Consider the following 21,859-nt stretch of genomic DNA (forward strand, 5'->3'; position numbering starts at 1 on the left):
ATCTATCGTTTGTTCTTATGTGTCGGCAAGCGCAGCATGGCGCCCATCCCACACCGGCCATGGAGCCTGTCATGAGCAACCGTCGTCACTTCCTCACCCAGCTGGCGGGCGCCGCCGGTCTTGGTGGCCTGGCCGCTCTTGGCCTGGCCGGGCTGCCGGGCCGCGTGTCCGCAGCGGGGCCGGGTGCGGGCATCTGGCGCATGCCGGACGAGCACGGCCCGCAGGAGCGCGTTTTCCTGGCCTTCGCCGCGCAGCCTCGGGTCTGGGGCGCGCAGGCTGATGCGGTGAACACCGCCGTGGCGCGGCTGGCCCGTACCATCGCCCCCCACCAGCCGGTCAGCGTGCTGTGCCGCCCGGCGCAGTTGAAGCAGGCGCAGGACCGCTGCGGCCGCGACAACATCGAGTTCCTCGAGGTTCCGCTGGATGACATCTGGGTGCGCGATTACGGCGGCTGCTTCGTCACGGATGGTCATGGCGGGCTGGGCCTGGTCGACTTCAACTTCAATGGCTGGGGCGGCAAGCAGAGGGCGCGCAACGATGGCGCCGTGGCGCCGTGGCTGGCGCAGGTGACCGGCGCCACGCTGTTGGAAAGCGACCTGGTGGGCGAGGGCGGCGGCATCGAAGTTGATGGCCACGGTACCGCGATTCTCACCGAGAGCTGCTGGGTGAACCGCAACCGCAATCCGGACTGGTCGCGCGCGGATATCGAGGCGGAGCTGAAGCACCACCTCGGCCTGCGCAAGGTGATCTGGCTGCCCGGCATCGCCGGCGAGGACATCACCGATGCGCACGTGGATTCCTATGCGCGCTTCGCGCGCCCGGGCGTGGTGATCGCCAACCTGGACAATGATCCGGAGTCCTACGACTACGATCTGACCCGCGAGCACCTGGACATCCTGCGCGGGGCCACCGATGCCGATGGCCGTCGCCTGCAGGTGCACACGCTGCCGCCGCCGCTGGACGGGCGCGACAACGTGCATACCCGCGACAACGACGATCTGGCCATGGGCTACATCAACTACCTGCCGATCAACGGCGCCGTGGTCGCGCCGCAGTTCGGTGACGACGAAGCCGATGGTGTCTGCCGTGAACTGCTGGAAGACATGTATCCCGGCCGTGTGATCGAGCAGGTGGACATCGATGCGATTGCCGGCGGCGGTGGCGGCATCCATTGCGTGACCAAGAACATACCGAAGGTGTAGTCGGCCAAGGTACAGTGGCGCCGAAGCTGGCCACGCAGCGTGGCCGCCAGGGACGATGGGGTGGGTGATGCGGAAGGGAATCCAGGGATGGCTGCGCCGCAGCGGCGCAACGATGGCACTGCTGCTGGCGGCCGTACCGGCGTTCAGTGCAGACACGGCGGCGCCTTCGCCGCTGACGCGTGAGCCGGTGGCCGGAGTTTCACTGGCCGAATGGACCGCCCGCTGGTGGCGCTGGGCCGACGCCCAGGGCGGCGCGCCCTATCTCGACCCGGATGGCCGTGTATGCGATGTGGGCCAGGAAGGCCCGGTCTGGAACCTGGCCGGCACCAATGGCCGTTTCCGGCCACATCGCGAATGCGTGGTGCCGGCGGGCAAGTACCTGTTGCTGCCGATCATCAACATGGCGCACTACCAGGTGGATGAGTCTGTGTCCTGCAAGGAGCTGCAGGCGGGGGCGGCGGTCAACAACGATTATCTGATCAGTGCAGTAGTGCTGCTGGATGGCCAACCCCTGGGCGACATGCGCATGCATCGGGTGCGCAGTGAAGGCTGCTTCCGCATGGATGACGATGACGCAGACTCACGGCTGGCCGCCGCCGACGGCTACTGGGTGATGCTCAAGCCGTTGCCGCCAGGCCGGCATACCCTCAGCGTGGGCGCCAACTACGGCGTGCCGGAGGGTGGCGCGTACAGCCGCATGCGGCAGTCCTTCGAGTACGTGCTGCATGTGGGAGGGCGCACCCAGGTCGTATCGCGCAAACTGCACGCGGTGCCGCTGGCCGCCCCCTGAAGCTCAGGCATCGTCCTGCTTCAACGCTGCATCGGCCGCCAGCAACGCTTCGGCGGCCGCACCGAGCGGCGGCGAGGGCGGGGCAACCACACCGATCGCTTCCATCATCTTCGGCATGCCCAGGAACTGGCGCGCGCGGCGGTCGTAGATGCCGGTGACCAGCAACGCGCGCGTGGCGATCTTCTGCTCGGCACCGATCAGCACGCGCTGCTCCATGATGCCGCGCGAGCCGACCCAGCCCACCAGTCGTGTTTCCAGGGTGAAGCGCTGGAACGGCTTCAATTCGCGGCGGAACTGGATGGTGCCGGCGCCGACGATCGGCGCCCACTTCTCGCGCAGCGCCACCCGGCCCAGACCCATGCGCAGGATCAGGTCCAGCCGGCCCAGGTCGAAGATGTTCCAGTAGCGGCCGTTGGTCATGTGCAGGTTGCTGTCCAGGTCGTTGGGCAGCACCCGGAACTGCAGCCGCGAGACCCCGAACGGGGCCTCCAGCTTCGGCCGGAACAGGCTGCACAGCAGCAGGTGGAGCAGACGGAACCAGAGATTCATGGCTATGACGACTGTTATAGAATCGCCGGTACGCTAATCTATGACGACTGTCTTAGCAAGGAGACCGCCGTGAGCCCGCGACCGTCCGATGCCCCACAGCGCGTGATCGATGCCGCGGCGCAGATGCTGGCGCGGGTGGGCCTCAATGCCACCAGCATCCGCGAAGTGACCAAGCTGGCCGAGGCGCCATTGGGCTCCACCTACCATCACTTTCCCGGCGGCAAGCAGGAGCTGCTGGCGCGCGCCACCCACATGGCCGGCGACAAGGTGGAGGCGCTGCTGGTGGAGCTGTTGAAGGGTGGGGCGGTACAGGGCCTGCAGCAGTTCCTTGCGATGTGGCGCGAGCGTCTGCTGCGCTCCGGGTTCCGCGCTGGCTGCCCGGTGCTGGCCGCTGCCGTGGAGGAGCCGGTGGAGGCGACACCCAGCCAACCCCGCGCGGCGGCCGCCGAGGTGTTCGCACGCTGGCACGGCCACCTCGCCTCGGCATTCGTCGCCGAAGGACACGCCCCGCCAGCAGCGGCTGAGCTGGCCAGCCTGGTGATCGCCAGCGTGGAGGGGGCGGTGGCGATGTGCCGTGCGCTGCAGGACATCGCCCCGTTCGATCAGGTGGCCGCGCAGCTGCTGAAGGCGGCCACGCGGCCTTGATCGGCCGGTGCCGACAGGCCAGACTCGCCAGCAGCCCACGACTGGATGCCGCCATGGACGAATCGCACCATCGTCAGTTGATCGAGCACTACCTGCAGGCCTACAACCGCTTCGATATCGACGCCATGCTGGCGGTGCTGGCGCACAACGTACGCTTCGAGAACCACAGCGGCGGCCAGCTGACGATGGTCACCGAAGGCGTCGATGCCTTTGGCGAACTGGCACGCCAGTCTGCGCGCCTGTTCCTGGAGCGCGAACAGCGCTTGCTGGCGCTGGTGTTCGATGGTGATCGGGCGACGGCGACGATTGGCTGGCGCGGCGTGTTCGCACAGGATGTTCCCGATGGACCGCGTGCGGGCACTGAGCTGGAACTGCAGGGCCAGAGCGAGTTCGTGTTCGCGGGTGACCGCATCGAACGGATCGTTGATCGCAGCTGAGGAACGGCCGCTTGGAACCGCCGTCTGGACAGCGGAGCTGCCCGCGGTAGAATCCGCCCAACACCGCCTACGCGTGCCCGGCAAGGATGTCCGCATGCAGCATCAGGTTCCCGAGGTCCCTGGCCGCGATGCCACCTGCCCCCTGGCGGCGGCGTGAAGCGCTCGCGCCATTTTTCACGCAGTTCACTGACATTGCCGATGAACCGCGGCAGCGAAGTCGTGCGTGCGCGCCGGCACCTGCAGCAGCGTGGTTGGCCACGCCTGCAGATGGCGCTGATCGTCGCCCTGACCGGCGCTGCAGGTTTTCTTGCCTCGCACCTGCTGCGCCTGGCCGGTATCGACGCGATGTGGTTTCGCTACCCGATGGCCGTCGTGCTGGCCTACGGCGTATTCCTGCTGCTGATGTGGATCTGGATCCGCTGGCGTTGGGACAACGTACTGGATGGCCTGTCGCCGGATGTGGGCGGTGGCAGCCCATCCCCTCGCGGCAGTGCCGTGGAATCACCGTGGAGCGGCGCCGGCGGCCGTTCCGGCGGTGGCGGTGCGTCGGCCTCGTGGAACGAGCCGGCATCGGTGAGCAGTGGCGACGCCGGAGAGCTGCCGTTGGCCGGGCTCGCTGAAGACGAAGCGGGCTTGCCGTTGCTGGCCATCCTCGGCATCGTCGCGCTGGTGGCGACCGTCCTGCTGGCCAGCGTGTGGGTGGTGTGGTCGGCGCCGGTGCTGATGGCCGAACTGCTGGTGGATGCGGCGATCGCCGGCGGCCTGTACCGGCGCATGCAGGGCATGCACGAGCAGGGATGGTGGCGGGTATGCGTGTCGAACACGGTCTGGCCGCTGATCGGCCTATTGCTGTTCTTCGCGGTGCTGGGCTGGCTTGCTGAGGAACTCGTGCCGGGTGCGAGCCACCTGCTGCAGGTCATCCAGGGGCTGTAATGCGGTTGCTTCCTGGCCTGGTCCCGACCTGTTTTCAGCCGCCCTGAACAGTGGGCTATGATCGCGGTCGCCGAGGATTCGTATCCTGGTGGTTTCACCTATCCGGAGCTTGTCGTACTGCATCGGGAACCGGGGCGCTGGATGGCCGAACGCCCACTGAGACACACAACCACTGACGAGGAAGAGCGCATGGATGTCGCTGCACGCAGGAACAGGACGTTGTTTCGCTGGATCATGGTGACGCTGCTGGCGGTGTGGTTGCCGTTTGCAGCACTGGCGCAGCCGGCAGCCGGGCAGGGCGATGGCGCTGAAGCCGGCACTGCCGCGGAAGAGGCGCAATGCCGCGCCTGCGCCTATGAGCGCATTGGACCGAAGGTTGATATCGGCCTGGTGGCACTGGTGTCGCTGCTGGTGGTGGGTCTGCTGGTAGCGGTGTCCCGCGAGTGGGGAACCACCTCGCAGCGCTGGACCTGCCGCACGCTGTCCCTGTTGCTGGTGGGCATCGGCGCAGCGTTGCTGTGGTGGGCCGGCAGCATCCTCTACCTGGGTTACAACCCTTGGCAGGAGCAGCTCGCACCCAGCGACGGCTCGCTCGGTTCCACGCTGCTGAGTACGTCGCCGAAGTGGCTGGCGGCACTGGTGCTGATCGGCTTCGCGCCTTCCATCTGGAAGCGCAGCGAGCGCCTGCCAGCGTGGCGTATCGGCTGACCCAGGAACGGCGGCGCCGGATCACGCCCGGCGCCGCCTTCTGCCATCAATCAAAGCGCCAGCGCACACCTGCGTAGACGCCACGACCTTCGCCCGGTGTCGAGCGGGCGACATCCCTGCCGGCATCGTCGTAGCCCGGTGTGACCGTGGCGGCATAGTGGCGGTTGCCGATGTTGCGCATCTCCGCCCAGGCCTGCCAGCGACCGCCGGGGGCGTCGTAGCCGATGCGGCTGCCGAAAATAAAATGGCTGTCGGCCCAGTAGCTGTTGGCGTAGTCCACCGCGATGCGCGAGGCGTATTCGGTGTTCAGTGCCGCGTACAGGCCGGATGCATGATCGAAGCGCAGCTCGGCCTGGTAGGCGTGGCGCGGCAGGCCGGGCAGGCGGTTGCTGCCGAAACGTGCATCGTGGCGGTAGCGGAAGTCGCTGAAGGTATACGCCTGGCGCAGCGACAGGCGGCCCGGCGCAGCCTGCCACAGCGTGCTGTCCAATCCGGCTTCGATACCGCGGTGCACGGTGGGGCTGGCATTGTTCTCGGCGATGAACAGGTTCGGCAGCGGTTGCAGTTCGACGCTCAGCAGTTCGTGGTTCACGTGGGCGTAGTAGCCGGTCAGTTCCCAGCGACCCAGCGCCGAATCACCTCGCGCGCCCAGTTCCAGCGTGGTGGCGGTCTGGTTCTGCATCGGCACCGGCGCGCGCTGGCGGCCGGTAGACGGGCCATCGCCCGGCCCGAAGTACTGGTTCGAGCCCCAGATCATCGACCACGGGTGCGGTGCCTCCACCGAACGGCTGAGGTTGCCGAACCACTGGGTCTGCGCGCTGTGCTGCCAGGTAAAGCCCAGTCGCGGTGCGTAGTCCCAGTCGTGGTCACGCAGGCGGCCGCCGCTGCTTGGCCAGGTCACCTGCACATCGCGGCGGGTGTTGATCAGCGCCAGCCCAGCCTGCATGCGCAGGCGGTCATTGAAGGCGAGGGTGTTGCTGACGTGCAGTGTGCTGTCGGTGCCGTGGTGGCGGAAGTCGCGCGTGCGCGTGCCGGCGGTATAGCCGTTGCTGGCAAAGCGCAGCGACTCGCGCACATCGGCATCCAGGTCATGGGTGACACGCAGGCCGACCGTGGTCTCGCTGTCCAGCCCGAACAGCCGGTGGCGGTGGCGGTAGTCCAGTGTGGCGTTGAGGTTGGCGTAGTCCAGCTGCTGGCGGTACAGGCTCTCGTTCAAGTCCATCGGGTAGGTGTGGTAGACCAGCCCGGCCTGCAGCGACGAATCCTCATCGATCTGCAGCGTGGTGACATTGCCCACCCAGGTGCTGCCCGGCTGCGGGCGGCGCGCATCGATGGCCAGGTTGGCCGCATTCGCGGCATGTGGATCGTTGCGGATCTGGTCGCGGGTCAAGCGACCGGGCGTTTCGTGATTGGTTTCGCGGTAGCGCACGAAGAAGCGCGTCTGCAGATCGGGCGTGATCTGCCAGCCGATGTTGGCCATCGCGCCCTTGCCGTCGCCGTGTGCATGGCGCTGGTAACCGTCGAACTCGGTATCGGTGTAGGCCAGGAAGTAGTCGACATCGCCGTTGACGCCGCCCCAGCTGAGGCCACGCTTCTGGTAGCCACGGCTGCCGGCTTCGTAGTGCAGCTGCACGCCCGCCGAATCACGGCCGCTGCGGCTGACGTAGTCGATGGCACCGCCCAGCGCGAGCGCGCCGCGCTCGAAGCCGTTGGCGCCGCGCAGGACTTCCACGCGCGACAGCCACAGGGGTTCCAGCAGTTCGTAAGGCGTGCCACCTGGGCCGGTCAGCGGCAGGCCGTCGATCGACACCGCAATGCCCGAGGCATGCGCGCCCGGCCCGCGGTTGATGCCCGAGCCCCGGATCGAGATCTTGGTGCCCTCGTTGCCCGGCGACTGCGCGCTGATGCCCGGCTGGTAGGCCAGCACATCGGCACTGCTGGACAGTCGGCTGTCGGCTTTGGTCACGTCGATGACGTTGCTGGCGCCGGGTACGCGCTTCAGCGCCTCGCGCGCCTGCGCGCTGGCATCGCCAGCAGCGGTGACCTGCACCGCATCCAGCGTGGTGGTCTGCGGGACTGCAGCGGCAGTGGAGGCGAGGCCAAGGGAAACGGTCAGAGACAGCAGCGAGGGGATGGGGCGGTACGACGAGAGCGACATACGGAAATGCTGTAAACCACGAATGTGGCGCGCAAGTTAACAGGTCGACGGCGCCACGTCACCCATCGGCGGCGTATGGCCGCCCGCCGCGTTCCTGTAGAGCCGAGCCCACGCTCGGCTAATCGCGCGCAGCGCGGGTTGTCTGCCATCGCGACGAAGAGCAGCCGAGCATGGGCTCGGCTCTACAGCAGGGTTTATGGCGAGGGTTTCGTCAGCGTCTTCGACTTTGCGTAGAACTGATCAGCTGCTTCCTTCTCGCCCAATGCCGCATGACACTCGGCCAGGCTGTCCCACACATTGGCCGAATCCGGATACAGCTCGGTGTTGAGGGCGAATACCTTCAACGCCCTGCGTGCACCAAGGCTCTCGCGGATGGCATAGCCGCTGGCGTTGATCGCTCGTTCCAGCTCGCTGCCCGCCACCCGGTTGTTATCGCGCAACCAACTGCGTATCGCCTGGGCAGCGCCTGCATCATCATCCAGCGCATACGCGACCAGCCGCTCGGACAGCACCGCGTGCGGAAACGCCTGCGGCGCCGCGACCGCCATCGTGCTCTCCACCAGCGTGCTGGACCAGACATTGCGGGCGCTGCCGTTGGTCAGGTACACGAACACCCAGTAGCCGTCGGCCAGCGTGTCCTTGTACGCCAGCCGCGCACGTACATGGGTGCCGCCATCATGGCCGACCTGGGTGTAGCCGTCGCTGCGGGTGGTGTCCCATCCGGTGGAGAAGAAATTGCTGCCGCCACCGCTCAGTTTCTGCGGCTGCCAGAGCTTTTCCAGGGTCTCCGTACGCACCAGCGTGCCGGTCGCCAGCGCCTGCAGGAAGCGGTTCATGTCGCCCACGGTGGTCTGCAGATCGGCATGGCCCCAGCCGTAGTCCGGCCAGGGATCTTCATTGGCAGGCTGCAGTTGGCCATCCTTGCCGATGTACGGCACCGCCGCGCGCCGGGCCGGCACGCTGGCAACGCCCCACGAGGTGCTGGCCATCTTCAATGGCTGCAGGATACGTTCGCGCGCGATGGCCGGGTAGGGCTTGCGGTAGTGCGCTTCCAGCAACGCCGTCAGCACCAGGTAGTTGGCCTGGGTGTACTGCACGCGGCTGCCGGTGGCGAACTGCATCGGTGCAGCGCCGGCCACCTTCAGCGCAGTGCCAAGGTCAGGCGCTACACCGGGGTAGCCCTTGCTCACCCAGCGGTTATCCACCCGATTGTAGTACTCGCCGATACCCGAGCTGTGGTTGAGGAAGTCGCGCACGTGGATTGCCTGCCATGCAATCGGCAGGTCCGGAACATAACGGCTGGCCGGCGCGTCAAGATCCACCTTGCCCTCGTCCACCAGTTGCATCACCAGCGTGCTTGTCAGCAATTTAGCCATGGACTGCGCGGCGAAGATGGAATCGACGGCGGCAGGTGTGTGCGTAGCGCGATCACGTTCGCCGCTGGCGCCCTGGTACAGCACCTGGCCGTTGTGGGCGACCAGTACCGCCTGACCGGCGATGCCGTAGCGTTCGAGGTTGGCCTGCAGTTGGGCGTCGAGCTGGGTAGAGAGGCCGGCGGAGAGGTCACTCGCTGATGCGGGCGGAGCAGCGAACAGGACGCAGAGCAATGCAGCAGCAAAGGTGCGGTACATCGCGGTGATCCATCAGCGGTGATGGCGCATCTTGGCATGTAGAGCCGAGCCCATGCTCGGCTGCCTTCGGGCCAGGCATCATGCACCCGGAAAAATGAGCCGAGCATGGCTCGGCTCTACAGGTGCTTTCGGGTAGTGCCGGCCGCGGGCCGGCACCCCTGCGATCAGCCCAGGATCCCCGGCAGATCCAGCCCCTTTTCCTTCGCGCAGTCGATCGCGATCTCATAGCCCGCATCGGCGTGGCGCATGACGCCGGTGGCCGGGTCGTTCCACAGCACGCGGCCAATCCGCTTCGCCGCTGCCTCGGTACCGTCGCAGACGATCACCATGCCGGCATGCTGGGAGAAGCCCATGCCCACGCCGCCGCCATGGTGCAGCGAGACCCAGGTCGCGCCGCTGGCGGTGTTGAGCAGGGCGTTCAGCAGCGGCCAGTCGGACACCGCGTCGGAGCCATCGGCCATCGCTTCGGTTTCGCGGTTTGGCGAGGCCACGCTGCCGCTGTCCAGGTGGTCGCGGCCGATCACCACCGGCGCCTTCAGTTCGCCGTTGGCGACCATCTCGTTGAACGCCAGGCCGAGTCGATCGCGATCACCCAGGCCGACCCAGCAGATGCGCGCCGGCAGGCCCTGGAACTTGATCTTCTCGGCGGCCATGTCCAGCCAGCGGTGCAGGTGGGGATTGTCCGGAATCAGTTCCTTCACCTTGGCATCGGTCTTGGCGATGTCTTCCGGGTCGCCACTCAGTGCCGCCCAGCGGAACGGGCCGATGCCGCGGCAGAACAGCGGGCGGATGTAGGCCGGCACGAAGCCGGGGAAGTCGAACGCGTTCTCCACGCCTTCTTCCAGCGCCATCTGCCGCAGGTTGTTGCCGTAGTCCACGGTCGGCACGCCGAGTGCGTGGAAGCCGAGCATGGCGCGGATATGGTTGGCCATCGACGCGCGCGCTGCTTTCTCCACTTCCTTCGGCGCGGACACGCGCTTTTCGTCCCATTGCTCGACGGTCCAGCCCTGCGGCAGGTAGCCGTTCACCGGGTCGTGCGCGGAGGTCTGGTCGGTCAGCAGGTCCGGCTTCACGCCGCGCTTGAGCAGTTCGGCCAGCACGTCGGCGACGTTGCCGAGCAGGCCCACCGACCTCGGCGTGCCGGCCTTGCAGGCTTCATCGATCAGGCGCAGCGCTTCGTCCAGGTTGTCGGTCCAGGTGTCCAGGTAGCCGGTGCGCAGGCGCATGTCGATGCTGCTCTTGCGGCACTCGACGGCCAGGCAGGAGGCGCCGGCCATCACGGCGGCCAGCGGCTGTGCGCCGCCCATGCCGCCGAGGCCACCGGTGAACAGCCACTTCCCGGTCAGGTCGCCACCGAAATGCTGGCGCCCCATCTCCACGAAGGTCTCGTAGGTGCCCTGCACGATGCCCTGCGCGCCGATGTAGATCCAGCTGCCTGCGGTCATCTGGCCGTACATGGCCAGGCCCTTTCTATCCAGCTCGTTGAAGTGGTCCCAGTTGGCCCAGCGCGGTACCAGGTTGGAATTGGCGATCAGCACGCGCGGCGCATCGGCGTGGGTGCGGAACACGCCCACCGGCTTGCCCGACTGCACGAGCAGGGTCTGGTCGTCGTCCAGGCGCTTGAGCGTTTCGACGATGGCATCGAAGCTCTCCCAGTCGCGTGCGGCGCGGCCGATGCCGCCGTACACCACCAGTTCCTGCGGGCGCTCGGCCACATCGGGGTGCAGGTTGTTCATCAGCATGCGCAGCGGCGCTTCGGTCAGCCAGCTCTTGGCGTTCAGCGTGGTGCCGGTCGGCGCGGTGATGGTGCGGGACGGGTCGTTGCGGGTCATGCGGCGCTCCGGTTCGTAGCGAATTCAAGGCAGGCATTGAGCACCTGCGCCAGGGTGTGGCGCAGCGGTGCGGCGTGGTCGGGGTCGAGCGGGGTGGGCCAGCTGTGCTCGTCCACCTGGTCCGGCAGGGGTTCGTGCATGTAGCCGCGGCAGGCCAGCTCCATCTGCAGGCTGTGCACGCCGCCGGCGATGTTGCTGTAGTGGCGGGTGATCCAGCCGCCCTTGAAGCGGCCGTTGCGCACCTGGCTCATGCCACTGATCTTCAGCAGGTTCTCCACCACGTCGCTCAAGGCGTTGTCGCAGGACGTGTCCGGCGCGCCAGACGGGCCAGCGGTACCCAGGTTGAACTGCGGCAGTTCGCCGTCGAACAGGTGCGGAATATGTGAGCGGATCGAATGTGCGTCGTACACCACCACCGTGCCGAACTTCGCGCGCAGGCGGGTGATCTGCGCGGTCAGCGCATCGTGGTAAGGCAGGAAATACGTGTCGCGACGCCGCGCGATCTCGGCGTCATCCGGTTCGCGTCCGGCGTGGTACAGCGGCTGGTTGTCGAAGGTGGTCAGCGGGCACAGGCCGGTCGTGTTCTGGCCGGGGTACAGCGAGACCCCGCTGGGGTCACGGTTGAGATCGATCACCGAACGCGAGATTGCCGAGCGCACCGTGGTCGCGCCCATGCCACGCACAAAGTCGTACAGATCGTGCACCCACCAATCGGCGTCACGACGGGCCAGCCACGGCGAGTGGTAGTCGCCCATCAGCTCATGCGGCAGCTCGCTGCCGGTATGCGGGAAGCTGACGATCAACGGGGCATCGCCCTCATGGACCGTCAGCCATTCGGGAAGGGTCGTCATGCCTGCGGTTCCACGGTCGGCAACAGATCGCCCAGGCCCTGCGCCAGCGCACCGCTGCGCACCAGATTCGTGGCGGTCACCATGTCCGGATGGAAGTAGCGGTCTTCTTCCAGTGTCGGCACCTGCGCACGCAGGGTGGCGCGCACGCTTTCCAGCGCGGCACTGGAGCGCAGCGGGGCGTGGAAGTCGCAGCCCTGTGCTGCGGCCAGCAGTTCGATACCGATCACGTTGGCGGCGTTCTCGGCCATCTGCATCAGGCGGCGTGCGCCGTGCGCGGCCATCGACACATGGTCTTCCTGGTTGGCCGAGGTCGGGATTGAATCAACGCTGGCCGGGTAGGCGCGCTGCTTGTTTTCCGAGACCAGTGCAGCCGCGGTCACCTGCGGAATCATGAAGCCGGAATTCAGGCCCGGGCGCGGGGTCAGGAACGCCGGCAGGCCGGACAGCGCCGGGTCCACCAGCATCGCCAGGCGGCGCTCGCTGATCGAGCCGATCTCGCACACCGCCATCGCCAGCATGTCGGCGGCGAAGGCCACCGGCTCGGCGTGGAAGTTGCCGCCGGACAGTGCTTCGCCGGTGTCGGTGAACACCAGCGGATTGTCGGAGACGCCGTTGGCTTCGATTTCCAGCGTGGTTGCGGCCTGGCGCAGGATGTCCAGCGCCGCGCCCATCACCTGCGGCTGGCAGCGCAGGCAGTACGGGTCCTGCACGCGCACATCGTTGTCGCGGTGCGATTCGCGGATGTCCGAGCCCTGCATCAGCGCGCGCAGCGTCGCGGCAGCGGCAATCTGCCCGCGCTGGCCGCGGATGGCGTGGATGCGCGGGTCGAACGGGGTATCCGAGCCCTTGGCCGCTTCCACCGACAGCGCGCCGGTGACCAGCGCGGCCTGGAACACGGTCTCGATCTCGAACAGGCCGGCCAGCGCGTAGGCGGTGGAGAACTGGGTGCCGTTGAGCAGCGCCAGGCCTTCCTTTGCGCCCAGCTCGATCGGCTGCAGGCCGGCACGCGCCAGTGCGTCGGTTGCCGGCAGACGTTGGTCACCAATGAACGCTTCGCCGACGCCCAGCATCACGCTGGCCAGATGCGAGAGCGGCGCGAGGTCGCCCGAGGCGCCGACCGAACCCTGCGCCGGCACCACCGGCAGCACGCCCTTGATGAGCATCGCTTCGAGCAGCAGCAGGGTTTCCTCGCGCACGCCGGAAGCGCCCTGCGCCAGGCTGACCAGCTTCAGCGCCATCATCAGCCGCACCACGCTGGCCGGCATTGGCTCGCCCACGCCGGCAGCGTGCGAGAGCACGATATTGCGCTGCAGGGTGGCCAGGTCCTCGCGCTCGATGCGCACGCTGGCCAGCTTGCCGAAGCCGGTGTTGATGCCATACACCGGTGCGCCTTTGGCGACGATGGCGGCCACCGCCGCAGCGCTGGCGCGCACCACCGGCAGCGCGGCCGGGTCCAGTGCAAGCGGCGCACCGCGATAGACCTGCCGCCACTGGGCGAGAGTGACATGGCCGGGGCGAAGAACCAGGGTGTTGCTCATGCGTTGCTCCAGGAGGCAGGCAGGTCGGGCTGCCCGCGCACCACGCGCGCGTGCAGCGGGTTGAATCCAATGCGATAGACCAGGTCGGCGGGCGCATCGATATCCCAGATCGCCAGGTCGCAGTCCATGCCCACGGCCAGGCGGCCGATGCGCTCGCCGTGGCCCAGTGCGCGCGCCGCTTCACGGGTGAAGCCGGCGATGCACTCATCTACGGTCAGGCGGAACAGGGTGGCGCCCATGTTCATCGCCAGCAGCGGGCTGGTCAGCGGCGAAGTGCCCGGGTTGCTGTCGGTGGCCAGCGCGAGCGGCACGCCGGCCGCACGCAGCGCGGCGATCGGCGGCAGGGTGGTATCGCGGGTGAAATAGAAAGCACCGGGCAGCAGCACGGCGACGGTACCGGCAGCGGCCATCGCGGCGATCCCGGCATCGTCCAGATGTTCGATATGGTCGGCGGAGAGCGCACCGAAACCGGCCGCCAGTTCGGCGCCATGCTGGTTGCTCAGCTGCTCGGCATGGATCTTCACCGCCAGCCCGTTGGCGCGCGCCGCTTCGAAGACCTGCCGCGCCTGCGCGGGCGAGAAGGCGATGTTCTCGCAGAACACGTCCACCGCTTCGGCCAGGCCTTCGGCGGCGATGGCCGGAATCATCACCTCGCACACCTCGTCGGTGTACTCCTGTGCCTCGCGGCCCGGCGGAATCGCGTGTGCACCGAGGAAGGTGGTCACCACGTTGACCCGGCATTCCTCGCCCAGCGTGCGTGCAACCTGCAGCTGCTTGCGTTCGTCGGGCAGGGTCAGGCCGTAGCCGGACTTGATCTCGATCGTGGTCACGCCTTCGGCGCGCATCGCCAGCAGGCGCGGGCGGCTCTCGCTGGCCAGTTGCTCGGGCGTGGCAGCGCGGGTGGCGCGCACGGTGGAGACGATGCCGCCGCCGGCGCGGGCGATCTCGGCATAGCTGACGCCCTGCAGGCGTTGCTCGAATTCGTTGGCGCGGTTGCCGGCGTAGACCAGGTGGGTGTGGCAGTCGATCAGGCCCGGCGAGATCCAGCGACCTTCGCCGTCGATGCGGGTGGTCGGCTGCAGGTGCGCATCGCTGCCGGCAGCGCCGACGTGGACGATGCGGCCCTCGGCGCAGGCCAGTACGCCATCGCGGATGACACCCAGGCCCTCGCCATCGAGGGTGATCAGGTGAACGTTGGACCAGAGGGTATCGACGTGCATGGCATCCACAGCGCGGCTGTGCTTATATGTCTATACAATATAGGCGTCCATTTCGGGTTGTCCAGCCATGTCCGATTCGCGTTCCCTGCTCAGTTTCCATGCCACCCACGCCCTGCTGGCCGAGGGCTGGGCCCGCGATGTCCGCCTGCAGGTGCGGGACGGCCGCATCACGGCAATCAGCAAGGGGCAGGCCGCGCAGGGCGGTGACACCCGCGTCGGCATCCTGGTGCCGGGCCTGCCCAACCTGCACAGCCACGCGTTCCAGCGCGGCATGGCCGGCCTGACCGAGATCGGCGGCGGTGACGGCGACAGCTTCTGGAGCTGGCGCGAGCTGATGTACCGCTTCCTGGCCCATCTGCGCCCGGATGCGGTGCAGGCCATCGCCGCCCAGGCCTACATGGAAATGCTGGAAAGCGGCTTCACCCGGGTCGGCGAGTTCCATTACCTGCATCACGATGCCGATGGCCACGCCTATGCCAACCGTGCCGAGATGAGTGCACGGATTGCCGCCGCCGCCGACCAGACCGGTATCGGTCTGACCCTGCTGCCGGTGTTCTATGCGCATGCCGATTTCGGCGGGGCGCCGCCGAACCCCGCGCAGCGTCGCCTGATCGACGATGTAGACGGCTTCGCGCAGTTGCTGGATTCCGCCAAGCCGGCGTTGGCCGCGCTGCCTGATGCGGTGCTTGGCATCGCCCCGCACAGCCTGCGCGCGGTTACCGGCGAGGAACTGGGCGCGCTGCTGCCGCTCACCGACGGCCCGGTGCATATCCATATCGCCGAGCAGGTGCGCGAAGTCGAGGCCTGCCTGGCCTGGAGCGGCCAGCGGCCGGTGCAGTGGCTGTACAACCATGCGCCGGTGGATGCGCGCTGGTGCCTGGTGCATGCCACCCACATCACCGACGACGAGCGCGCGGCCATCGTGGCCAGCCGTGCCGTGGCCGGGTTGTGCCCGATCACCGAAGCCAACCTGGGCGACGGCCTGTTCCCGATGCAGGCCTTTGCGCGCGAGGGCGGGCGCTTCGGCATCGGCTCCGATTCCAATGTGCTGATCAACGCGGCCGAAGAGCTGCGCCTGCTCGAATACGGCCAGCGCCTGACCCTGCGCGGTCGCAACGTGCTGGCGCCGGATGCCACCCGCAGCACCGGTCGCTTCCTGTTCGAAGGTGCACTGCACGGTGGCGCACAGGCGCTGGGCGTGGCGGCTGGCCTGCAGGTGGGCGCCAGTGCCGATCTGGTCGAACTGGATGCCGCACACCCCGCGCTGCAGGCGCGACAGGATGACGCATGGCTTGACAGCTGGGTGTTCGCCGCACGTAATGGCGCGCTGCGATCGGTCTGGCGGCATGGCCGCCATTGCGTGGCCGAGGGCCGCCACCTGCAGCGCGAGGCGATCACCACCGCCTTCGCCGCCGCCCTGAAGGGCGTGCTGGGCTGATCGCCTCCGCCACCGGGATCCCATTACGTGAAGGCCAGCAAGTCCGCCACGCTCAACCAGCGTATCCGCAGCGATCTGGAAAGCCGCATCCTCAGTGGAGAGTGGGCGCCGGGCTTCCGTATTCCCTACGAGCACGAGCTGATGGAGCAGTACGGCTGCTCGCGGATGACGGTGAACAAGGTGCTGACCGCGCTGGCCGAGAGCGGCATGATCGAGCGCCGCCGTCGTGCGGGTTCGTTCGTAGCGCGGCAGCCGCCGCACCTGGAGCAGGTGGCGCTGGAAATTCCGGATATCGCGATGGAAGTCGGCTCGCGCGGCCACCAGTACGCGTACCGCCTGCTGCAGCGCGAGCTGCGCCTGGCTGACGCCGGCAATGCCGGTGAAGTGGAGCTGGCCGGCAGCGAGAAGCTGCTGGCGATGCGCTGCCTGCACCTGGCCGATGGCCGTCCGCTGGCGCTGGAGCACCGCCTGATCAGTCCGGTCGGCGTGCCCGAGGTACTGGAGGTCGACTTCAGCACCACCGCGCCGGGCAGCTGGCTGCTGCAGAATGTGTCGTGGACCCGTGCCCAGCACCGCATCAGCGCCTGGGGTGCGGACACCGCCACGGCCAGGCTGCTGGACGTGAAACCGGGCACCGCCTGCCTGGTGATCGAGCGCCTGACCTGGCGTGGCGATCAGCCGATCACCCGCGTGCGGCAGGTGTTCCTGGGGGATGCCTGGGACCTGGTTGCGCGCTTCGCGCCGGGCGCTCGCTAGGGATTCCATCCACGCATGGCGTGGATCTACTGGTCCGGTACGGCTGTCGTCTTGAACTCTGTTGGTGCGTGTGTACGATGTGTATCGTCCCTGCATGAAGAGCAGGGACCTCATCCGGGATCTGGAGGCGGCAGGTTGGACCTGTTGCAGGATTCGCGGATCCCATCATGTATTCGTGCACCCGCAGTGGCCTCACATCATCACCGTGCCTCACCCAGAAAGGATCTGGGCAAGGGGCTGGTTCAGGCGTTGCGGAAGCTCGCAGGACTGACGTAGGAGGTCCCATGCGCTATCCAGTCTTGATTGAGGCCGGCGATGAACGCACCGCGTGGGGGGTCATCGTTTCCGATCTGCCGGGGTGCTTCTCGGCAGCCGACACGCTTGACGCTGCACTCAGCGCGGCCGAGGAGTCTGCGCTTGCCTGGATCGATGCGGCCCTGGATGAGGGGCGCTCGATTCCCAGTCCTTCTGCGCCACAGAAGATCGTCGCCGAGGCTCCCAGTGGTACGGCCTGGATTCTTGCCTACATCTGCATTGATCCATCTCTGCTGGACGACACCATCGAGCGGGTCAACATCAGCCTGCCGCGTCGCATCCTGGCCAGGCTGGATGCGCAGGCCAGGGCGGCCGGCGAATCCCGCTCCAGTTACATCGCCCATCTCGCAACATTGGGCTGAGCGGGCGCCTTGTAGAGCCCAGCCCATGGTCGGCTGCTGTTCGCGCGTTGCGCGATGAGTCGAGCGTGGCTCGACTCTGCAAAGGCATCCACGCATGGCGTGGATCTACCAGAGATTCGTGTATCGGGATTCAGTAGATCCACGCCATGCGTGGATGTTGCCCCATCAATACGTGGCGCACTGCCGCCAGCGCACCGGCTCATCCACGCCGGGGCGGGCATTGAGCTGGATGCGCACGTTGCGCAGGGCGGGGTAGTGCAGCACTTCCTCGCAGACCTGCGGCCACACCGCGTCCAGTTCGCCGGTGCGGTTGATCGCCAGCGTCTGCCGGGTCAGCCAGACACCGCTGGCGATGCCGGGCTTGCCGGCCAGAGCGCGGGCCAGATCGGCCTGGAAGCGCTCCAGCGTGGCTGCATCCGGATTGGGATTGCTGCGCGCGTCGACCGCCGGGGCGACGGCAGCCGCGGGTGCAGGGGCGGCCGGGAGCACTGCCGCGGTGCCAGCAGGTTTCGCCGCAGGCGCCGTTGAAGGCGTCGCCACCACCGGCGCTGCAGCAACCGGCGCGGCCTCTTCCACACGCAGGCCCTGCAGGCCCAGGCCAACCAGCAGCCCCAGCGTTGCCGAACCCAGTGCGGCGATGGCGATGCGGCGCAGCGCTTCGTGCCTGGCGCTGGCGCGCACGCGCGCTTCGATGTCGCCGGGCAGGTAAGGCTGCAGCAATGGCCACAGGCGCGGGCCGTCCAGCACTTCAACCGCCTGCTTCTCGGCGGCGCTGCGGCCGTCGCGCTCGATGCGGCCTTCGGTCAGCAGCACGCCGCCCTTGGCCCCGGCCAGGCGCGCGGCCGCACCCAGCTCGTTCACTGCGGCGGTGCCGATGCGGTAGGCCAGGCCATGCTTGCACGACACCAGCCAGTGGTTGGGGCCATCGCTGAGCATGAAATCGCTGCTTGGTTCGCGGGCTTCTTCCGCCGGATCGATCAGTTCACGCAGGCCGCGCTGTTCGCGCAGCATGCGCTTGACCAGAACGGAGAATTCGCGCCAATGCATGCCCGCCAGGGCCTGCAGGCCGAGTTGCATCTCCTTCTGCCGCCGCTTGACCCACCACAGATAGATAACGGCCAGGAAACAGCTAAGCAGGGCCGACAGCAGGGCCAGGATCCAGGGGAGCATGCAGGAGTAGGGCGGAAGGGGCGAAAGCGGAGAACGACAGTGTAAAGGTCGCGGTGCCTGGCCGGGTCAGGATGTTCCTGACAGAAAGCGTGATGGAGCGCGCAGATCGGCGTACAGCGGGCACGAAAAACCCGCCAATCCTGAAGCCGTGAGGGGAGGGAACAAACGGCAGCCGAAGCGATTGGCGGGTTGCTCGCGATTGTCAATCAATTTTTATTGCATTGCAACAATCGTGGTCAGGGCACGCTGTCCGGTGACTGATGGCTGCCCGGAGCAGGGGCATCGGTGCCGGACGCGGCGCGGTTTTCCAGCTTGGCCAAGCGCGCGTGCAGGGCATCAATGCGCGCCTCCAGCGCGGTCACTTCGTCGGCGGTGGGTACATGCAGGCGCTTGAGTACGCCCTGCACCTGGTCATCGAAGGCCTTCTCGACCTTGTTCCAGGTGCCGGAGGCCTTCTCGCGGGCCTCGTCCAGCGAGGTCTCGACATTGTCACGCCAGCCCGGGCCCTGGTCGCCGTTGCGTTCACGGCGGCGGGCTTCCCAGGCTTCGCCTTCCTTCACCAGGCCGTCGAAGAAGCGGCTGCCCTCGGCCTGGGCGCGACCCAGCGCACCCAACCCGGCCAGCCAGACCTGCTGGGCCGAATCGCTCAGCTTGCGCGAGAAGCGCTCGGCCTGGTCACCGAAAGAGGCATCGTCGTTGCGGCGGTCGTCGTTCTCGTAGTGGTTCATCGCACTTCCCGTGGGAGTTGGGCCTGCCCCCGAGAGTAGCGCGCACCGGCGTTGCACGGCCGTGACGGCCGCCGCCGGGGTTCAGCCCAGCTTTTCCTTCAGCACACGCTGGATCTCGCCTTCGACCATGCCCTTCATCGCCGACAGCAGGAAGCCCAGCTTGGCGGTTACGCGCACCGCGCCCGGCTGCAGTTCGATCGCACCGTCCACGCCGCTGCCGGAGAAGTTCAGTACGTCGGCGGTCCAGGACGACTTCAGGCCAAAGCGCTCGGACAGCTTGGCAGCGACCTGTTCGATCGCGGCGCGCGCCTGTGCATCGGGCAGGGCGTGGGCGTGGCGGACATCGATGGTGGACATGCAGGCTCCTGGCGCAGGGCGGGGATGGTCGAAGAGGGCAAGCATTGTGCGCATCAAGGGCCGCCGCGCCAAGCACTCATCGTGGGTTCTTCTTCGTTGGCGACCAACCTGCTAGGCTGCGCCGCGTGCAGAACCTGCTTGTTCACTTCAGTCAACAACAACAGCCCGACCAGCCCTTGCGGCCCGGGGTGCAGCGCATCGTGCGCCAGGCCAACGGCAGCGTGCGGCTCGGAGATCCTGGCCACGGCGCACTGCTGCTGGCCCAGTTCTGCATGGATGATCGCGGCCTCTGGCTGCAGGTCGGCAACGGCATCCGCGGCGTCCACGTCAACGGTCGCCCGGTACGCCGGATGGCCCTGCTGCGTGCAGGCGATGCGGTGTATGTGGATGGCGTGGAGATGGTCCTGCAGGGCGAGGTCGAAAGCCTGCTGCAGGCGCCTGCGCCGAAAGCCGAAGATGGCAGCGACGAGCAGCAGCGGCTGCTGCGCGGTGTCGGCGGTCTCCATCATGGCCGCAGCTTCACCCTGTCGCGGGCCCGCCTGATCGGGCGTGGCAACGAGGCCGACATCGCCATCGATGACCCGGCTTTTGCCGAGCAGCATGCCCGCGTGGAAGTGCACGGCGAACGCGTGCTGCTGCGCGACCTCGGCAGTGCCGACGGCACCCGCGTCAATGGCGTGGCCGTGCGCCATTGCTGGCTGCAGGCCGGCGACCAGGTGGTGTTCGATGGCCAGCACCGTTTCGTGCTGGAAGTGCCGCATGATCCGCGCCGACGGTCGTTGCCGGTCGAGGACGAGTCGGGCGAGGACGTGGAACAGGCGCCGGTGCTGCCGGCCGCGCCGCGCAGGGTGCGGCGCTGGCCGTGGCTGCTGGTCAGTGCGCTGCTGCTGGCCGCGCTGCTCAGCCTGCTGCTCTGGTTCGGCGCACGCTGATCTGTATCCGCTGGGCCCGCCCTGGCAGGTGCCGACCTTGGTCGGCACGCTCCGTCGGCGGGCATGACGCCTGACGGCGTATGCCGACCAAGGTCGGCGACTACCGGTCCATGCGGACGGCCAATGGATTCCGATGAAACCAAATTTCCCTTGCCGCACAAGGCCGCAAGGCTGGTGCACTGCGGCATACTAGGGGTCTTGCCCCACAGGTGTGACATGACGCGCGCGTTCAACTTCAGTGCCGGCCCTGCGACCTTGCCGGAATCGGTCCTGCGCCAGGCGCAGGCGGAAATGCTGGACTGGCACGGGTCCGGCGCTTCGATCGTGGAAATGAGCCATCGCGGCGCAGAATTCATGTCCGTGGCCGCCGAGGCCGAGGCCGACCTGCGTCGCCTGCTCGATATTCCCGAAGACTATGCGGTGCTGTTCCTGTCCGGTGGTGCCACCACCCAGCAGGCGTTGATCCCGCTGAACTTCGCCGCCCCCGGCCAGCGTGCCGACTACGTGGTCAGTGGCCACTGGGGCAAGACCGCGGTCAGGCAGGCCGGTGTCTACGTGGACGTCAACATCGCCGCCAGCAGCGAGGCCGATGGCTATCGCACGCTGCCGCCGCGCGCCGACTGGCAGCTGTCACCCGATGCCGCCTACGTGCACATCACCGCCAACGAGACCATCCACGGCGTCGAGTTCCGTGATGTGCCCGACACCGGCAACGTTCCGCTGATCGCCGACTTCAGCTCGTCCATCGCCAGCGAGCCGCTGGACGTGCGCCGCTACGGTGTGATCTATGCCGGCGCGCAGAAGAACCTGGGCCCGGTCGGCATCGCGGTGATGATCATCCGCCGCGACCTGCTCGAGCGCAGTGGCCAGCCACGCGCGGACATCTTCGATTACCGCTCGCATGTCGCCCGCGATTCGATGCTCAACACCCCGCCAACCTGGAACTGGTACCTGGCCGGCCTGGTGTTCAAGTGGATGCTGGCCGAGGGCGGCGTGGCCGAGTTCGCCAGGCGCAATGCCGCCAAGGCCGCGCTGGTGTACGGCGCCATCGACGGCTCCGGCGGCTTCTACCGCAATGAGGTTGCACACGCGGCCCGTTCGCGGATGAACATCCCGTTTTTCCTGCCAGATGCCGATCTCGATGCCCGCTTCGTGGCCGAGGCCAAGGCCGCTGGCCTGCTGGCGCTGAAGGGGCACAAGGTCGTCGGTGGCATCCGTGCCTCGCTGTACAACGCCATGCCGCTGGCCGGGGCCGAAGCGCTGGTCGCCTTCATGGCCGATTTCCAGCAGCGTCACGGCTGAGCAAT

General features: G+C 67.5%; 22 protein-coding genes. 12 read left to right on the top strand and 10 right to left on the bottom strand.

Annotated elements, in window-relative coordinates:
- The first annotated feature begins 71 nt into the window (after positions 1-71).
- Together AC5P74_RS05540 and AC5P74_RS05545 are read left to right on the top strand one after the other, a co-directional pair.
- Entirely contained in the window at positions 72-1,202 is a 1,131-nt protein-coding gene (locus tag AC5P74_RS05540; protein ID WP_495204831.1) for an agmatine deiminase family protein, read from the top strand.
- A gap of 67 nt (positions 1,203-1,269) precedes the next feature.
- Complete coding sequence (locus tag AC5P74_RS05545) at positions 1,270-1,992, top strand: hypothetical protein (RefSeq protein WP_111127365.1); 723 nt, start codon at positions 1,270-1,272, stop codon at positions 1,990-1,992.
- A gap of 3 nt (positions 1,993-1,995) precedes the next feature.
- Here AC5P74_RS05545 and AC5P74_RS05550 read toward each other — a convergent pair whose 3' ends face one another.
- Positions 1,996-2,541, bottom strand: a complete 546-nt coding sequence (locus AC5P74_RS05550; RefSeq protein WP_053497299.1) for a thioesterase family protein — start codon at positions 2,539-2,541, stop codon at positions 1,996-1,998.
- A gap of 69 nt (positions 2,542-2,610) precedes the next feature.
- On the opposite strand from AC5P74_RS05550, the gene AC5P74_RS05555 reads away from it, so the two are divergent.
- The 4 genes from AC5P74_RS05555 to AC5P74_RS05570 all read left to right on the top strand — a co-directional run bounded on the left by AC5P74_RS05555 (position 2,611) and on the right by AC5P74_RS05570 (position 5,264).
- Positions 2,611-3,186 carry a TetR/AcrR family transcriptional regulator gene (locus AC5P74_RS05555; RefSeq protein ID WP_495204830.1) on the top strand — a complete coding sequence of 192 codons (576 nt, stop codon included), beginning with the start codon at positions 2,611-2,613 and terminating at the stop codon, positions 3,184-3,186.
- A 53-nt stretch (positions 3,187-3,239) separates the two neighbouring features.
- Positions 3,240-3,623, top strand: a complete 384-nt coding sequence (locus tag AC5P74_RS05560) for a nuclear transport factor 2 family protein (RefSeq protein WP_495204829.1) — start codon at positions 3,240-3,242, stop codon at positions 3,621-3,623.
- A 198-nt stretch (positions 3,624-3,821) separates the two neighbouring features.
- Positions 3,822-4,556 (top strand): hypothetical protein, encoded by a 735-nt coding sequence (locus tag AC5P74_RS05565; RefSeq protein WP_495204828.1) that lies wholly within the window; start codon positions 3,822-3,824, stop codon positions 4,554-4,556.
- A 189-nt stretch (positions 4,557-4,745) separates the two neighbouring features.
- Positions 4,746-5,264, top strand: coding sequence for a hypothetical protein (locus tag AC5P74_RS05570; protein ID WP_495204827.1), 519 nt, complete (start codon positions 4,746-4,748; stop codon positions 5,262-5,264).
- Between the two features lie 46 nt (positions 5,265-5,310).
- On the opposite strand, the gene AC5P74_RS05575 is transcribed toward AC5P74_RS05570, so the two are convergent.
- The 6 genes from AC5P74_RS05575 to hutI all read right to left on the bottom strand — a co-directional run bounded on the left by AC5P74_RS05575 (position 5,311) and on the right by hutI (position 14,494).
- Positions 5,311-7,422 (bottom strand): TonB-dependent receptor family protein, encoded by a 2,112-nt coding sequence (locus tag AC5P74_RS05575; RefSeq protein ID WP_495204826.1) that lies wholly within the window; start codon positions 7,420-7,422, stop codon positions 5,311-5,313.
- Between the two features lie 194 nt (positions 7,423-7,616).
- Positions 7,617-9,053, bottom strand: a complete 1,437-nt coding sequence (locus AC5P74_RS05580; protein ID WP_495204825.1) for a serine hydrolase domain-containing protein — start codon at positions 9,051-9,053, stop codon at positions 7,617-7,619.
- Between the two features lie 164 nt (positions 9,054-9,217).
- Positions 9,218-10,885, bottom strand: a complete 1,668-nt coding sequence (gene hutU, locus AC5P74_RS05585) for a urocanate hydratase (protein ID WP_495204824.1) — start codon at positions 10,883-10,885, stop codon at positions 9,218-9,220.
- Complete coding sequence (gene hutG, locus AC5P74_RS05590) at positions 10,882-11,736, bottom strand: N-formylglutamate deformylase (protein ID WP_053497287.1); 855 nt, start codon at positions 11,734-11,736, stop codon at positions 10,882-10,884. Before hutG ends, hutU begins: the two co-directional genes overlap by 4 nt.
- Complete coding sequence (gene hutH, locus AC5P74_RS05595) at positions 11,733-13,274, bottom strand: histidine ammonia-lyase (protein ID WP_070489023.1); 1,542 nt, start codon at positions 13,272-13,274, stop codon at positions 11,733-11,735. The genes hutG and hutH overlap by 4 nt, the downstream gene beginning before the upstream one ends.
- Positions 13,271-14,494: an imidazolonepropionase gene (hutI, locus tag AC5P74_RS05600; RefSeq protein WP_070489089.1), complete on the bottom strand. Its 1,224-nt coding sequence runs from the start codon at positions 14,492-14,494 to the stop codon at positions 13,271-13,273. The genes hutH and hutI overlap by 4 nt, the downstream gene beginning before the upstream one ends.
- 67 nt (positions 14,495-14,561) lie before the next feature.
- Here hutI and AC5P74_RS05605 point away from each other — a divergent pair, with 67 nt between their 5' ends.
- From AC5P74_RS05605 to AC5P74_RS05620, 4 genes are all read left to right on the top strand, one after another.
- A complete protein-coding gene (locus tag AC5P74_RS05605; RefSeq protein WP_053497283.1) occupies positions 14,562-15,932 on the top strand; it encodes a formimidoylglutamate deiminase in 1,371 nt (456 codons plus the stop codon).
- Between the two features lie 27 nt (positions 15,933-15,959).
- Positions 15,960-16,688 (top strand): histidine utilization transcriptional repressor HutC, encoded by a 729-nt coding sequence (hutC, locus tag AC5P74_RS05610; RefSeq protein ID WP_049438039.1) that lies wholly within the window; start codon positions 15,960-15,962, stop codon positions 16,686-16,688.
- 94 nt (positions 16,689-16,782) lie between these two features.
- Positions 16,783-16,959, top strand: a complete 177-nt coding sequence (locus AC5P74_RS05615) for a type II toxin-antitoxin system HicA family toxin (protein ID WP_235642167.1) — start codon at positions 16,783-16,785, stop codon at positions 16,957-16,959.
- 13 nt (positions 16,960-16,972) lie between these two features.
- Positions 16,973-17,365, top strand: coding sequence for a type II toxin-antitoxin system HicB family antitoxin (locus AC5P74_RS05620; protein WP_495204823.1), 393 nt, complete (start codon positions 16,973-16,975; stop codon positions 17,363-17,365).
- Between the two features lie 165 nt (positions 17,366-17,530).
- Here the strand turns inward: AC5P74_RS05620 and AC5P74_RS05625 are convergent, their stop codons facing one another.
- From AC5P74_RS05625 to AC5P74_RS05635, 3 genes are all read right to left on the bottom strand, one after another.
- Positions 17,531-18,535 carry a restriction endonuclease gene (locus tag AC5P74_RS05625; RefSeq protein WP_070489017.1) on the bottom strand — a complete coding sequence of 335 codons (1,005 nt, stop codon included), beginning with the start codon at positions 18,533-18,535 and terminating at the stop codon, positions 17,531-17,533.
- A gap of 236 nt (positions 18,536-18,771) precedes the next feature.
- Positions 18,772-19,263: a phasin family protein gene (locus AC5P74_RS05630; RefSeq protein WP_053497278.1), complete on the bottom strand. Its 492-nt coding sequence runs from the start codon at positions 19,261-19,263 to the stop codon at positions 18,772-18,774.
- Positions 19,264-19,344: 81 nt separating this feature from the next.
- On the bottom strand, positions 19,345-19,620 hold the full coding sequence (locus AC5P74_RS05635) for a polyhydroxyalkanoic acid system family protein (protein WP_005417302.1): 276 nt from the start codon (positions 19,618-19,620) through the stop codon (positions 19,345-19,347).
- 125 nt (positions 19,621-19,745) lie between these two features.
- On the opposite strand from AC5P74_RS05635, the gene AC5P74_RS05640 reads away from it, so the two are divergent.
- Together AC5P74_RS05640 and serC are read left to right on the top strand one after the other, a co-directional pair.
- Positions 19,746-20,552, top strand: coding sequence for an FHA domain-containing protein (locus AC5P74_RS05640; RefSeq protein ID WP_032954286.1), 807 nt, complete (start codon positions 19,746-19,748; stop codon positions 20,550-20,552).
- 216 nt (positions 20,553-20,768) lie between these two features.
- The gene (gene serC / locus AC5P74_RS05645) at positions 20,769-21,854 is read left to right on the top strand and encodes a 3-phosphoserine/phosphohydroxythreonine transaminase (protein ID WP_005417298.1); all 1,086 of its coding nucleotides are present in this window, start codon (positions 20,769-20,771) and stop codon (positions 21,852-21,854) included.
- Positions 21,855-21,859 lie beyond the last annotated feature (5 nt).

The sequence above is a fragment of the Stenotrophomonas sp. YJH_SMC_94-11 genome (genome assembly GCF_059370435.1).